At 57.4% G+C, this 14098-nt stretch carries 14 protein-coding genes; 11 read left to right on the top strand and 3 right to left on the bottom strand.

All coding sequences use genetic code 11. The annotated features are described in order from the left end of the window. Positions 1 to 125: 125 nt before the first annotated feature. Genes QE435_RS07060 through QE435_RS07045 form a run of 4 tightly spaced genes read left to right on the top strand, consistent with a single transcriptional unit; the run spans position 126 to position 3773 of the window. Positions 126 to 1130, top strand: a complete 1005-nt coding sequence (locus QE435_RS07060) for an ABC transporter permease subunit (protein ID WP_349040750.1) — start codon at positions 126 to 128, stop codon at positions 1128 to 1130. A gap of 15 nt (positions 1131 to 1145) precedes the next feature. Continuing rightward, on the top strand, positions 1146 to 2063 hold the full coding sequence (locus QE435_RS07055; protein WP_306928261.1) for an ABC transporter permease subunit: 918 nt from the start codon (positions 1146 to 1148) through the stop codon (positions 2061 to 2063). A 1-nt stretch (position 2064) separates the two neighbouring features. Then, a complete protein-coding gene (locus QE435_RS07050; RefSeq protein ID WP_306928262.1) occupies positions 2065 to 2931 on the top strand; it encodes an ABC transporter ATP-binding protein in 867 nt (288 codons plus the stop codon). Further along, on the top strand, positions 2928 to 3773 hold the full coding sequence (locus QE435_RS07045; RefSeq protein ID WP_349040749.1) for a dipeptide ABC transporter ATP-binding protein: 846 nt from the start codon (positions 2928 to 2930) through the stop codon (positions 3771 to 3773). Before QE435_RS07050 ends, QE435_RS07045 begins: the two co-directional genes overlap by 4 nt. A gap of 40 nt (positions 3774 to 3813) precedes the next feature. Here QE435_RS07045 and QE435_RS07040 read toward each other — a convergent pair whose 3' ends face one another. Continuing rightward, a complete protein-coding gene (locus QE435_RS07040; protein WP_349040748.1) occupies positions 3814 to 4623 on the bottom strand; it encodes a methyltransferase domain-containing protein in 810 nt (269 codons plus the stop codon). 110 nt (positions 4624 to 4733) lie between these two features. On the opposite strand from QE435_RS07040, the gene QE435_RS07035 reads away from it, so the two are divergent. From QE435_RS07035 to QE435_RS07015, 5 genes are all read left to right on the top strand, one after another. Next, the gene (locus QE435_RS07035; RefSeq protein WP_349040747.1) at positions 4734 to 5867 is read left to right on the top strand and encodes an ABC transporter substrate-binding protein; all 1134 of its coding nucleotides are present in this window, start codon (positions 4734 to 4736) and stop codon (positions 5865 to 5867) included. Positions 5868 to 5961: 94 nt separating this feature from the next. Further along, the gene (locus QE435_RS07030) at positions 5962 to 7098 is read left to right on the top strand and encodes an ABC transporter substrate-binding protein (RefSeq protein ID WP_349040746.1); all 1137 of its coding nucleotides are present in this window, start codon (positions 5962 to 5964) and stop codon (positions 7096 to 7098) included. A gap of 1 nt (position 7099) precedes the next feature. After that, positions 7100 to 8167, top strand: a complete 1068-nt coding sequence (locus tag QE435_RS07025) for an iron ABC transporter permease (RefSeq protein WP_349040745.1) — start codon at positions 7100 to 7102, stop codon at positions 8165 to 8167. After that, positions 8161 to 8913: an ABC transporter ATP-binding protein gene (locus QE435_RS07020; protein WP_349040744.1), complete on the top strand. Its 753-nt coding sequence runs from the start codon at positions 8161 to 8163 to the stop codon at positions 8911 to 8913. The genes QE435_RS07025 and QE435_RS07020 overlap by 7 nt, the downstream gene beginning before the upstream one ends. 247 nt (positions 8914 to 9160) lie before the next feature. Beyond that, on the top strand, positions 9161 to 10303 hold the full coding sequence (locus tag QE435_RS07015; protein WP_349040743.1) for a PLP-dependent cysteine synthase family protein: 1143 nt from the start codon (positions 9161 to 9163) through the stop codon (positions 10301 to 10303). Between the two features lie 21 nt (positions 10304 to 10324). Here QE435_RS07015 and QE435_RS07010 read toward each other — a convergent pair whose 3' ends face one another. Together QE435_RS07010 and QE435_RS07005 are read right to left on the bottom strand one after the other, a co-directional pair. After that, positions 10325 to 11506, bottom strand: a complete 1182-nt coding sequence (locus QE435_RS07010; protein WP_349040742.1) for a low temperature requirement protein A — start codon at positions 11504 to 11506, stop codon at positions 10325 to 10327. Between the two features lie 51 nt (positions 11507 to 11557). Continuing rightward, positions 11558 to 11941, bottom strand: coding sequence for a hypothetical protein (locus tag QE435_RS07005; RefSeq protein WP_349040741.1), 384 nt, complete (start codon positions 11939 to 11941; stop codon positions 11558 to 11560). A gap of 258 nt (positions 11942 to 12199) precedes the next feature. Between QE435_RS07005 and QE435_RS07000 the strand changes: the two genes are divergently transcribed. Both QE435_RS07000 and QE435_RS06995 read left to right on the top strand, forming a co-directional pair. Beyond that, positions 12200 to 13654: a CHASE3 domain-containing protein gene (locus QE435_RS07000; RefSeq protein WP_309770629.1), complete on the top strand. Its 1455-nt coding sequence runs from the start codon at positions 12200 to 12202 to the stop codon at positions 13652 to 13654. Continuing rightward, complete coding sequence (locus QE435_RS06995) at positions 13651 to 14088, top strand: response regulator (RefSeq protein WP_306928275.1); 438 nt, start codon at positions 13651 to 13653, stop codon at positions 14086 to 14088. Before QE435_RS07000 ends, QE435_RS06995 begins: the two co-directional genes overlap by 4 nt. Positions 14089 to 14098: the final 10 nt, after the last annotated feature.

Below are 14098 nucleotides of genomic sequence, written 5' to 3'. Positions count from 1 at the left end.
TGCCGCGCATCTTCTTGAAGGTGCGCGGCAGTTCCTTTATGCGGCACTCATAACATACCAATAAGCAGGCGAAACTGCCTCGTGCCAGAGCATAGGTTCCTCAAGGAACAGATCGAAGGTTTCTCATGATTGGCTTTCTTGTGCGGCGTATTGCCGTGCTCATCCCGACATTCATCGGGGTTTCCATTATCGCGTTCCTGTTCATCCGGCTTCTGCCGGGCGATCCGGTCGCACTTCTCTCCGGCGAACGTGTCATGTCGCCAGAGCGTCATGCGCAGATCAGCGCGGCTCTCGGTCTCGACCGTCCGCTGGTAATCCAATATTTCGACTATTTGAAGGGCATCCTGACAGGTGATTTCGGCACGTCCATCGTGTCCAAGTCGCCGATCATCGATCAGTTCTTCGCGCTCTTCCCGGCAACCGTCGAACTCTCCTTCTGCGCCATTATACTGGCCATCTGCATTGGCATTCCGGCAGGTGTGTTCGCGGCCATCAAGCGCGGCTCGATCTTCGATCAGGGTCTGATGGGCATCGCGCTCGTCGGCTATTCCATGCCAATCTTCTGGTGGGGCCTGCTGCTGATCATCCTGTTTTCCGGCATTCTGCAATGGACACCGGTTTCGGGACGCATCTCGCTGATGTACTACTTCCCGCCGGTCACCGGCTTCATGCTGATCGACTCGCTGCTCTCCGGTCAAAAGGGCGCCTTTGCCTCAGCACTCAGCCATCTGGCCCTGCCGTCGATCGTGCTTGCCACCATTCCGCTCGCCGTCATTGCGCGCCAGACACGCTCGGCCATGCTGGAAGTGCTGTCCGAAGACTATGTGCGCACCGCACGCGCCAAGGGCCTTTCTCCCTTCCGGGTGATCGGCATCCATGCGCTGCGCAACGCCATGATCCCGGTCATCACCACCATCGGTCTCCAGGTCGGCGTCATGCTGGCGGGTGCCATCCTCACCGAAACGATCTTCTCCTGGCCGGGCATCGGCAAGTGGATGGTCGATTCCGTCTTCCGCCGCGATTACCCGGTTATCCAAGGCGGCCTGCTGTTGATTGCGGGCATCATCATGGTCGTCAACCTCATCGTTGACCTCCTGTATGGCCTGATCAACCCGCGCATCCGGCACTAAAGGGAGGACCGTTTCATGGCCGATACCGCCATCACCAAAACCGCAGCACCGGTTTCCTCTGCCGCCATGCGCAAGCAGATGCTCAAGGAATTCTGGTTCTATTTCTCCGAGAACAAGGGCGCCGTGATCGGGCTCTATGTGTTCATCGCGCTCGTGATCATCGCCGTCTTCGCACACTTCATCGCGCCGCACTCGCCGTTCGAGCAGTATCGTGACGCCGTCCTTCTGCCGCCCGCCTGGGTCCAAGGGGGACGCCTCACTTATCTGCTCGGCACCGACCCTGTCGGTCGCGATATCCTGTCTCGCCTGATCTATGGCGCACAGTATTCGCTGTTCATCGGCGTCTTCGTCACCACCCTGTCCTTGACCACCGGCGTCGTCATCGGCGTTCTCGCAGGCTATTATCGCGGCTGGCTCGATACCGCCATCATGCGTTTGATGGACATCATCCTGGCCTTCCCGTCGCTGCTTCTGGCGCTTGTTCTTGTCGCCATTCTTGGACCGGGGCTGACCAACGGCATGATCGCGATTGCGCTCGTTCTTCAGCCGCATTTCGTGCGCCTGACCCGTGCGGCCGTCATGTCGGAGAAATCCAAGGATTACGTTACGGCCTCGCGCTTGGCAGGTGCCGGTCCGCTGCGTCTGATGTTCCGCACCATTCTGCCGAACTGCACCGCGCCGCTCATCGTTCAGGCGACGCTTTCCTTCTCCAACGCCATTCTCGATGCTGCCGCTCTCGGCTTCCTCGGCATGGGCGCGCAGCCGCCCGCACCCGAATGGGGCACCATGCTTGCCGAAGCGCGTGAATTCATTTTGCGCGCATGGTGGGTCGTCACCTTCCCCGGTCTTGCCATCCTCATCACCGTTCTCGCCATCAACCTGATGGGCGACGGTTTGCGTGATGCGCTCGATCCGAAACTGAAGAGGTCCTGATATGGCACTTCTGCAAATCGATAATCTCACCGTCGAGTTCGAAACCGCCAATGGCTGGTTCCGCGCCGTGGATGGCGTGTCGATCTCGGTCGATCCGGGTGAAGTGCTTGCCATCGTCGGCGAGTCCGGCTCCGGCAAGTCCGTTTCCATGCTGGCCGTCATGGGCCTGCTGCCATGGACGGCGCGCATTACCGCCGACCGCATGCTCTTTCAGGGCAAGGATATCCAGAAGCTCAGCGCATCCGATCGCCGCAAGCTGATCGGCAAGGATGTCGCCATGATCTTCCAGGAGCCGGTTGCAAGCCTCAATCCTTGCTTTACCGTCGGTTTCCAGATCGAGGAAGTTCTGCGCATCCATATGGGTCTGGACAAGAAGGCACGTCGCGCCCGTGCCATTGAACTCTTCAAGCTTGTCGGCCTGCCGGACCCGGAAGAACGCCTGAAGCACTTCCCGCATCAGATGTCTGGTGGCCAATGCCAGCGCGTGATGATCGCCATCGCGATTGCCTGCAATCCAAAGCTCCTGATCGCCGACGAACCGACGACCGCGCTCGACGTGACGATCCAAAAGCAGATCCTCGATCTTATCATGCGCCTGCAGGCCGAAAACGGCATGGGCCTGATCATGATCACCCACGACATGGGCGTGGTGGCGGAAACGGCAGACCGCGTCGTGGTTCAGTACAAGGGTCGCAAGATGGAGGAGGCCGACGTGCTCACTCTGTTTGAAAACCCGAAGAGCAACTATACCAAGGCACTTCTGGCAGCGTTGCCGGAGAATGCAACGGGCGATCGCCTGACCACCGTTTCGCAGTTCTTCGACGGGACACCGACGCCAGCCTCGAGCATTGGGGGAGAAACGGCATGAGCGACAACAAGATCATGCTCGAAATCCGTGACATGAAACGGGATTACCATATCCCCGGCGGATTTCTGAAAAAGAGCAAGACGGTCCATGCCGTCAAGGGCGTGTCCTTCAAGCTCGAGACCGGCAAGACATTGGCAATCGTCGGCGAAAGTGGCTGCGGCAAGTCGACGCTTGCCCGCATGCTGACCTTCATCGACGAGCCGACCTCCGGCGATCTCTTCATCGATGGCGAGAAGATGGACACGCGTCCCGGCCACCTGACGCCGGAAATGCGCCAGAAGGTGCAGATCGTGTTCCAGAACCCATACGGCTCGCTCAACCCGCGCCAGAAGATCGGCGACGTGCTGGGTGAATCCCTTCTGATCAACACCAACATGTCCGCCGCCGAGCGTCGCGAAAAGGCGACCGACATGCTGGTGCGCGTCGGTCTCGGCCCTGAGCATTACAACCGCTATCCGCACATGTTCTCCGGTGGTCAGCGCCAGCGTATCGCCATTGCGCGTGCACTGATGCTCAACCCGAAGCTTCTCGTGCTGGACGAGCCGGTTTCCGCGCTCGACCTTTCGGTCCAGGCCCAGGTGCTGAACCTGCTCGCCGATCTTCAGGACGAGTTCGGCCTCACCTATGTCTTCATCAGCCATGACCTGTCGGTGGTAAAATATATCGCCGATGAAGTGATGGTGATGTATTTCGGCGAAGCGGTTGAATACGGCACCCGCGACGAGGTCTTTTCCGACCCGAAGCACAGCTACACCCGCACATTGTTTGCGGCGACGCCAAAAGCGGATGTGGAGTCGATCCGGGCTCGTATGGCCGCCAAGGCGATGGCGAAAGCCGGCTGATCACACGATCCTGAAGCCTCGGAGCAATCCGGGGCTTTTCTTATCCCGGCTTGCGCGCACAGATAGCGTAGCGGTGCTGAATGCCACGCGCCGCAGCCTTCAGGACATTCCAGTTCTTTGCCTGGCTCTTGTGAACGTCGCGAAGATCGGTGTCGATCGACACGTTCTCAAAACCAGCATCCCGCAGCAGTGCGGCCACCGCCTCGGCACGCGCACCATTGGAAAAATAGACGCGGGATAGAATGCTATTATGCGTGCCCGCCATATCCGGCGGCATGTGCACCGCTTCGGCTTTTAGAAGCCCGCGCCTTTGCAGCCAGTTCGCGAGGTCTTTCAGAAACTTCTCCATGCGGCTGACATTGACGAAATCGCCATCAACGATCAGCACCTGACCGCCGGGTTTCAAGACCCGCAGCCACTCACGGAAGGCAGCCTGCGGATCGACCAGAGTCCAGACGAGATGGCGGTTGATCACCACATCATAGGTCGCATCCGGCTCCATGGTGTTTTCCGCGTCGCCCATACGAAAGGCAATTTGTCGGTTTCGGCTTTTCGCCTTGGCTTTTGCGCGTTCCAACATGGGCTCTGCCCAGTCTAGGCCAGTCACGCGGAAGCCGAGATCGTCCATCAAATGGGAGACGACGCCGGTGCCGCTTGCGAGATCAAGCGCCAGCCTCCCCTCACCCGCCCCCAGATGCTTCAGCACGAGCCGATGCCAGGCAGCGCGTTCGTCCTCGGAAAAGATTTCATGCCCGGGAGAAAGATCGAAGGTGGCAGCGCGAGCGGACCAGTAGGCCTTGATCTCATCTCTCAAACCAAAATTGCTTCCATAACCATTTGCGCTGTCCATGCCGGTCGACCTTCGCGATTGCAGTTCAGAATTCCTCTAAAAGATAAAACTTGACTAATGCAATCATAAAATCTTAAAGCGCCAAAAGTTTTATTGGAGAGCTATTTTCAATGCGCATTACGAGCAGATCCGCAGTTCTTGCAATGGGCCTTCTAGTGTCGACCGTATGGCCGGCATTTGCTGAAAAAGTGACAGTCAAAGACGTTACCGGACGCGATGTCGAGGTCAACGTGCCAGTCAAGCACGTCATTCTCGGCGAAGGCCGCCAAATTTATTTCCTTGCCGCTTTGGATAAGACCAACCCCTTCGAACACATCGTTGGTTGGCGTGACGATCTGCCGAAAGCCGATCCGGAAACCTATGCGGCCTATCTCGCAAAGTATCCGGATATCGCCAAGCTGCCGAAGTTCGGCGGCATGAAGGATGGCACATTCGATATCGAGCAGGCGGTTACGCTGAAGCCCGACGTCATTTTGATGAACGTCGATGCCAAGACGGCAACGGAAGAAGCCGGCTACATCGAGAAGCTCGGCAAGGTTGGCATCCCGCTCGTCTATGTCGACTTCCGCGAAAAGCCGATGGAAAACACCGAGCCGAGCATGCGCCTCATGGGCAAGCTTATGGGCAAGGAAGCGGTCGCGGAAGACTTCATCAAGTTCCGCTCCGACAGCATCAAGCGCGTTACCGACGTTCTCGAAAAGGAAAACCCAAAGAAGCCCGTCGTCTTTGTCGAGCGCGCTGGCGGCTATTCTGACGATTGCTGCATGTCCTTCGGCAATGAGAATTTCGGCAAGATGGTCGAGATCGCTGGCGGCATCAACATGGCGAAGGGCATCATTCCCGGCACCTTCGGCACGGTCAATCCCGAGCAGATCATTGCTTCCAATCCAGACCAGATCATCATCACCGGCGGCAAGTGGGAAGCCTATGTTCCGGGCGGTAAGTGGGTGGGTGTTGGCTATGGTGCAGACCTGAAGGAAGCCCATCGCAAGCTGGAGGCCCTGACGAAACGCCCGGGCTTTACCGGCGTCAAGGCGGTGGAGAACGGCGATGTGCACGCCATCTGGCACCAGTTCTACAACAACCCCTATCAGTTCGTCGCGATCCAGGAGATCGCCAAGTGGCTGCATCCCGATCTCTTCAAGGACCTCGATCCTGAAGCGACCTTCAAGGAATTGCATGAGCGTTTCCTGCCGCTCGAATACAAGCCCGGCTACTTCGTCTCGTTGAAAGACAACACTTAAGATCGAGACCATGAGGGCCTTAACGGCCAGAAACGAACAATGCGAGGCGGGCTTGATCCGCCTCGCCATGCTGTTTTTAAAAGAGGGTCATCCCATGATTTTCAAAACGCTTGGCACGATTGCAACCATCATCCTTGCGACGCTCTCCTCCCCGGCTTTGTCAGGGCAAATCGTCGACGCGGCCGGTCGTACCGTCGAGATGGATCTGCCTGCGAAGCGGGTGATCCTGGGCGAAGCCCGGCAGGTTCATGTTGTCGCGGCCCTCAAGGGCGACCAGACGTTCGACACCATCGTCGGTTGGCGCGATGATCTCATCAAGAAGGACCCGGACAGCTACACCGCCTATGTCGAGCGTTTTCCGCAGATCAAGGACCTTCCACGCTTCGGCTATCTACCGCAGGGTGAGTTCAGCCTGGAGGCGGCGATTGCACTCTCGCCAGACGTGATCACTCTGAACCTGGAGGCAGAGCAAAGCGCCAAGGAAAGCGGCTTCGAAGAAAAGGCGGCAGCAGCCGGGATCAAGGTGGTCTATCTCGACTTCCGGCTCGATCCGGAGAAAAACACCGAACCCTCCATTCGCGCCCTTGGCCAGATTTTCGGCGCCGAACAGCGGGCCGACGCGTTCATGGCCTATCGCCGCGAGCAGATTGCACTCGTTACCGACAAGCTGGCAACCGTGAAGGATCTGAAACGCCCTGGCGTCTTCATAGAGCGCGCACCGGGTATCTCCGGCGAGAACACCTGCTGCCGTACCTTCGGCCCGGTCAATTTCGGTGCGATGATTGAAGAGGCCGGTGGCCACAATATTGCGTCCGACGTGATCAAGACAACCTTCGGCGATCTCAACCCGGAGCAACTCGTCGTCGCCGATCCAGCCCACATCATCGTCACAGGTTCGAACTGGGCCGCGGAATCCGACATCAACCAGTTCGTCCCGGTCGGACGCGGCGCGGACATGAAGCTTTCGCGTGAGCGCCTTGCCAAACTCATGACACGCACGCCCTTTCCCGAATTGAGGGCTGTCAGAGATGGCAATGTGCACGCCGTCTGGCACCAGTTCTACGGTGCTCCCTACGAATTCGTGCCGATCCAGCAGTTCGCAAAGTGGTTTCATCCCGATCTCTTTGCTGACCTTGATCCAGAAAAGAACTTCGATGACTTCCACAAGAGGTTCCTGCCTATCGCATACAAGCCCGGTTACTTCGTCTCTCTCGAAAAAGGCGTAAACTAAGATGGCTTCCATCAGCGAAATGCCTGTAGCGACGACAGGAGGGCATCAATACCGGGCACTTGCCGGTCGCCGTATATTGATCCTCGTCGGTCTTCTTCTGGCTTTGTGCCTCAGCGTTGCGACCGACATGGCGCTGGGGCCGGCGCGTTACACGCTTTCAAACGTTGTGAGTGCAATCTTCGATCCGGCGGCTGTCGCCAACCAGCTTCGCGTGGTCATCTGGGATATCCGCATGCCAATCGCCCTGATGGCGGTCACCGTCGGCGCCTCTCTTTCCGTCGCGGGCGCGCAGATGCAGACTATCCTGTCGAACCCGCTTGCCAGCCCCTTCACGCTTGGTATCTCGGCAGCGGCAAGTTTCGGCGCAGCCATGGGACTCGTCGGCGGCGTCGCGATCTTTCCAGGCGCCGTGGAATATATGGTTCCAATCAACGCTTTCATCATGGCGATGCTGGCTGCTCTCTTCATTCACTTCGCCTCGACGATGCGTGGCGTCAGCGTAGAAACCATTGTGCTTCTCGGGATCGCACTGGTCTTTACCTTCAATGCCGCCCTGTCACTGCTGGAATATCTGGCATCAGAACAGGCTTTGGCAGCGGTCGTCTTCTGGACCATGGGGAGCCTCACCAAAGCGACATGGGCAAAGGTCTATGTCACGGCCGCCATTCTCGTGCTGACGGTGCCGCTCTTCATGAAGAACGCCTGGGCTTTGACGGCGCTCCGGCTTGGCGATGACAAGGCAGCCAGCATGGGCGTCAATGTCCGTCGCCTGCGCCTCCAGACCATGCTGACGGTGAGCCTGCTGGCCGCCATTCCGGTGTCCTTCGTCGGCACGATTGGCTTTGTTGGCTTGGTCGGTCCGCATATTGCCCGCATGGTGGTGGGCGAGGATCAGCGCTTCTTTCTGCCCGGCTCCGTCATCTGCGGCGCGCTTCTTCTTTCCGTCACCTCCGTCGTCAGCAAGATGCTGATCCCCGGCGCGGTGCTGCCGATCGGCGTCATCACTGCTCTTGTGGGCGTTCCCTTCTTCTTCATCCTGATCTTTTCCAACAGGAGGCGCGCATGGTAGCCTTGGCTCTTCAGGATGTCGGCGCGAAATATGGGCGCACGACGGTTCTTTCCAACGTCAGTACGGACATGCTGCGGGCCGGAAGCGTCACGGCCGTCATCGGCCCGAACGCCGCGGGAAAATCCACGCTCTTCAAGCGCATTGCCAGCCTGATCTCCGGGCTAGGCGTCGTGACGCTGTCGCAGACGGAGCAAGGCCCGAAGACGATCTGCTACATGCCCCAGGACACTGGTGCCAATGCGGTGCTTACGGTGTACGAATCCATCCTGCTTTCCGCGAAGCAAGGAAGCGGCTGGAAAGTTCACGACGACGAGCTGGCCGAGATCGACGCCATCTTGAAGGCGCTGAACATCGACAACCTATCCTTCCGCGGGCTTGGCGAATTGTCTGGCGGCCAGCGTCAGCTTGTCTCTCTGGCGCAGGCCCTGGTACGCAAGCCGGAAGTGCTCTTGATGGATGAACCGACGTCGGCGCTCGATCTCCACCGCCAGGTCGAAGTGCTGGACTTCATCTCAAGCCTCGCCCGTCGCGAGGGCATGATCGTGCTGATTGCGCTTCACGATCTGAACCACGCGCTACGCTATTGCGAAAACACCATCGTGATCGCCGGTGGCCAGATGGTGGTAAGCGGGGCGACTGAAGATGTCATCACGCCCGCTATGCTGCGCGATATCTATCGCGTCGAGGCGCGCATCGAAACGTGCTCCAAGGGACAGCCCTTCGTTCTGGTGGATGGCACGGCCTGAGGTGATCGCTGTCTTGTGAGATTTGGAAGCCCCACGCGCGCGCCCTCAATTTCCGCGCCTTATTGCACCCGTTTGCAGCAAGCCACTTTGCAAAGTCATCGTTCTAATATAGGACGATTCCATGGAACATTCTTCTTCCATATCTTTTCATGGGAGCATGATTTTATGGAAAACACGATTTTTAAAGAATATTCAAGCACACTGCGTTTGGTGGTAAATCTGCTGGAGCAGATGGAGGTCAAGCGCCATGGATGAATGTCTTTCCACGCCCCCAATCACCCCGCTGCCGGCATGCGAAGACCGCGAATGGGCGCGTCGCGCCATCGGCATTCTCCAGGGCGACGGACGGCGTTCAGCTGATACCCATCTGGTAAAGCCCGTCTTCAACGGCCTGCGCGGCATATCGATCTATCTAAAAGACGAGTCGACGCACCCAACTGGCAGCCTCAAGCATCGCCTCGCGCGTTCTCTGTTCCTCTACGGCATCTGCAACGGCAAAATCCGGCAGGGGACGACGCTGGTAGAAGCCTCGTCCGGCTCCACCGCTGTCAGCGAAGCCTATTTCGCGCATCTGCTCGACCTTCCCTTCATTGCCGTCATGCCGCATTCCACCAGCCGCCAGAAGGTGGAGGCCATCGAACGCTTTGGCGGCCGCTGTCATTTCGTCGACAGTCCCGCCGAAGTCTATACCGTTGCCGAGAAGCTGGCTGCGGAAGCGAACGGCCACTATCTCGACCAGTTCACCTATGCGGAACGCGCAACGGACTGGCGCGGCAACAACAATATCGCCGAATCCATTTTCGACCAGATGCAGAGCGAAGAGCATCCAGAGCCATCATGGGTGGTGATGAATGCAGGCACCGGAGGCACCTCCGCTACGATCGGGCGCTACATCCGTTATCGCAACCTTCCAACCCGGCTTTGCGTGGTGGATGTGGAGCACTCGGCCTTTTACCAATCCTACATGTCGGGAGATCGAAACGTCACCTGTTCGACGCCATCGCGCATCGAGGGCGTGGGCCGACCGCGTGTCGAGCCCTCCTTCATCCCCGGCGTCATCGACCACATGATCAAGATACCGGACGCGGCATCCATCGCTGCGATGCATGTCCTCTCAGAACGCCTCTTCCGGCGCGTGGGCGGCTCCACCGGCACGAATTTCTTCGGTGTCTGCTGGATTGCAGCTGCGATGATGAAGGAAGGGCGAAAAGGTTCGCTCGTCTCTTTGATCTGCGACAGTGGAGATCGCTACGCAGCCACCTACTATAATCCAGAGTGGCTGGTTCACAACAAGATCGATACCGAGCCTTACAAGGCCATGCTGAAAGCCTTCATCGACAATGGAGACTTCAGCAACTTCGACGTGACTGCTGAAGAGCGTGATAGCTGAACGCGGTTCGAAGTGCTGCGACTAACCTATTGCCGCGGCATGTTTGCGAAGCGCGACGTATTCCCAGATCGCGACGAGCAGAAGGATGGAGCCACTGGCAATCTGCAAACCATAAAGCGGAATATCTGGGACGAAGAGGAGTGCCACCAGCACTCCGACACCGACAAAGTGCGACACTGGCCTGACATAGGATGCCGCAACCTTGACGCCGATGTTGCCGAGCAAAAACAGGATCGGCCCGCCCAATATCGCAAGCGATTCCCGTAATGTCGCAGGATCATGGCTGTTCGAAAGGCTGAAGTCCTCGCCCACAGCCGTCAAGATAACGCCTGCAACGATGGGTAGGTGGCCGTAGTTGAAGAGATTCTGTGCGATCTTCTCAGGCTCCGCCGTCTCCTCTGCCTTTTCCGAGACTTGCTCCTGCCCGTGGTGAAAATATATCCACCACATGATGACGGTGCTGGAGAAGGCCGCGCAGAACACCACAAAGGTCAGGCTGGAATTCATATATTCCGTTGCCGTCTTGCCGGTCGTGAGGATCGTTTCACCGAGGCAAATGATGACGAATAGCGCGCATCTCTCCGCAAGATGCTCGCCCGAAAGGAGAAGCTGCTCATCATCATGCGCACGCATGCCAGGAACATAATACCGCAGAAGCGGCCCTATATATTCAATGGCGATCGCCACCGTCCATAAGACGAGCCGAGAGGTCAAGCTATCAGTCAGGCCGCCTGCGATCCAGAAGAAGCTGGAAACGACCAGCCAGACGGTGATCCTGCCGAATGTCTTGGAATTACCGTGATCGACGCCGTGGAACACATAGAGGCCGAAGAGCGAGCGGGACAGCTGCATCGCCGTATAGATCGAGGCAAAAATGATGCCTTGGCTCTCAAACGCTTTTGGTAAAGCGACGGCAAGCAACACCCCTGCAAACATGAGGCCGAACAGGAGCATCCTGACAGGCCCCTTATCGGTATTGAGCAGATTGGTAAGCCAAGTGGTGTGCACCCACAGCCACCAAAGTGCAAGGATGAGGATCGCGGCCTCATAAAGGGCGGTTGCTCCAAAATCTTCCGTTAAAGTATAGGAAAGCTGGATCAGAGCGAAGACGAAGACGAGATCGAAGAACAGCTCTGGAAACGTGGCCTTTTGCGACTCGTCGTCGTCAGGCCTGATCCAGCCGCTTCTTGCACTTCCCGCCATATAGATCCCCAAGTGAATGAAAGGCCGTTACGCCTGATTGCAGCAAGCGGCTTATCGCGAAGCCGTCGAAATGGACGTATCCATCAGCGCCGCTTCTCTCATCAAGGCGTCTTTGCGCCCCGCCAACTCCACCTCGTTGGAATTGTCAGGATAAAAGCGTGGGCCGATAAGGCGCACACGCTTTCCAGACACATCAACGATGTAGGTAGCAGCGACCTCAGCTTTAGGAGCAACCTCCGCTTTTGGGGCAACGTCCGTTTTGGCAGCCACGGCTGTTTTTGTCCGCTTGGCGAGCTTTGGCTTCTTCGTAACGGAATTGGTAGACGAGACTTTCTTGGTCGGCGCAATACTGCTGACTTCGTAGTTTTGCGCAAGAACGACGGTCGTCGTTGACAATAGGAAGAGCGCGGCGACGCCTGCTGCGAACCGTTTCATCGGGGTCTCCAGAACTGTTTTAGCTTTGCAGCAACAACAGCAAACGCAGAATTTTGGTTCCACTACCCTGACGACAGTCAAACTCTTTTGTGCGAAACCGTACTATCCTGCTGGCAAGCCTGCGGGAACTTGCATAAACAACAGGATAGGCATAGGTCGTTTTCAACTGAGCATTGCGACATGCCGGGCAACTGTGCCGAATGAGATGTGGGGACGTCATTGGTCAAACTCTCTCCCTTTGTCAGGCGAACGCTGGTCATGCTGGGGCTTGGCATAGCGCTGCTGATCGGAATGGTTGGAGCATCGCTCTGGCTTGTACAAAAGAACGATGATTACTCCCGCGAGATTGTGGATCTGCGCCGCATTCGTGCAGGGATACTGGACGTCCTCACCACCATCCAGGACGCTGAAACTGGTCAGCGCGGGTATCTGCTGACGCGCACGGAAGATTATCTCGCGCCTTATAAGGAAGCCGTACAGACGCTTCCTGAAAAGCGTGCGCGGCTCGTGGCCAGCGTTCAGGACAAGCCGATCTATGCCGGGAAACTTCCTGTCCTCCAGACGGCCCTCGACGCAAAGATCACCGAAATCGGTCGCACGATCGAACTAGTGGATGCGGGACGGGTCGATGAGGCGATCAACATCGTGCGTGCCGATACGGGTCTCCTCTATATGCAGCAGATCCGTAACACCTTGGATGAGTTTCAGGACGTGACGGATGACCGCCTGCGCGTCATCGTTACCGATCAGCTGCGGGCAGCCGACAATCTTCGCTGGGTGACGATCGGCGGCGCTATCGCCATCATTGCGGTTGTGGGCGGCGCTCTTTTCCTGATCGCGAAATATGTCGGCGAACTGATGCGCTCTCGCGAAGAGGTCGATTCCCTCAATCGTGGCCTTGAAGAACGCGTCAACGAGCGCACCCGTGACTTGATACGCGCCAATCAGGAGATCCAGCGCTTCGCCTATATCGTGACGCACGATCTGCGCGCGCCGCTCGTTAACATCATGGGCTTTCTGTCCGAGTTCGAAGCCTCGCTGAAACCCATCGAGAGCTACGTGCTGGCCGATGGCGCCACGCTCTCGGAAAACGAGATCAGGGATGCCCGCCTTGCCGTCAAGGAAGACCTGCCCGAAGCAATCGGCTTCATCCGTTCCTCCACCCGCAAGATGGATCAGTTGATCAATGCGATCCTCAAGATTTCCCGCGATGGCCGGCGTAAGTTGCAGGCGGAGAAAGTCGATCTGAAAGAGCTTTTGGCGGCAGCCGCCGCAAGCGTACAGCATCAGGTTTCTGCGGTGGGCGGTGAGATCGATGTCAATGTGCAGCCCTTCACGGTCATCAGCGACAGGATTTCGCTCGACCAGATCCTCGGCAATCTCTTCGACAACGCCGTCAAGTATCAGATGAAGGGTCGTCCGCTCCAAATTTCTGCGCGCATCTTGCCGCAGGGACGTGGTATCGTTCGGCTCGACATCACAGATAATGGACGTGGTATCGCGGAAGACGATTTTGAGCGGATCTTCGAACTCTTCAGGCGTGCCGGAGATCAGGATCAGCAGGGCGAGGGCATTGGACTAGCACATGTTCGTTCGCTAATAAGAAATTTAGGCGGGGACATTACGGTTGCCTCGGAACTTGGCAAGGGAAGTACATTCCATCTCACCTTGCCAACCGATCTGCGTAAAATCACACGAGGTAACGAGATATGAAAATCACCGGCCAGGAAGTCACGATCGTCATGATCGAAGACGATGAAGGACACGCCCGCCTCATCGAAAAGAATGTGCGACGCGCAGGCGTCAATAACGAGATCGTGCCCTTCACGCTTGGCAACAAGGCGCTGGATTACATTCTCGGACCGGACCGCGACGGCCTCGTCAGCAAGGACCGATATATTCTCGTTCTTCTTGACCTCAATCTTCCCGATATGTCTGGAATCAGGATATTGGAGCAGATCAAAAGCAACGAGCATACCAGGCGTCTGCCTGTGGTCGTGCTGACGACGACAGATGACGAGACTGAAATCCAGAAGTGCTACGATCTCGGCGCAAACGTCTATATTACAAAGCCGGTCGACTACGAAGGCTTTGCAACCGCGATCAGAAACCTTGGCCTCTTCTTCTCGGTGATACAGGTTCCATAAAGGCGTAACA

It is taken from the genome of Agrobacterium sp. SORGH_AS 787 (assembly GCF_030819035.1).
Taxonomy (GTDB): domain Bacteria; phylum Pseudomonadota; class Alphaproteobacteria; order Rhizobiales; family Rhizobiaceae; genus Agrobacterium; species Agrobacterium larrymoorei_B.
This window is presented reverse-complemented; position numbering and strand designations above follow the sequence as displayed.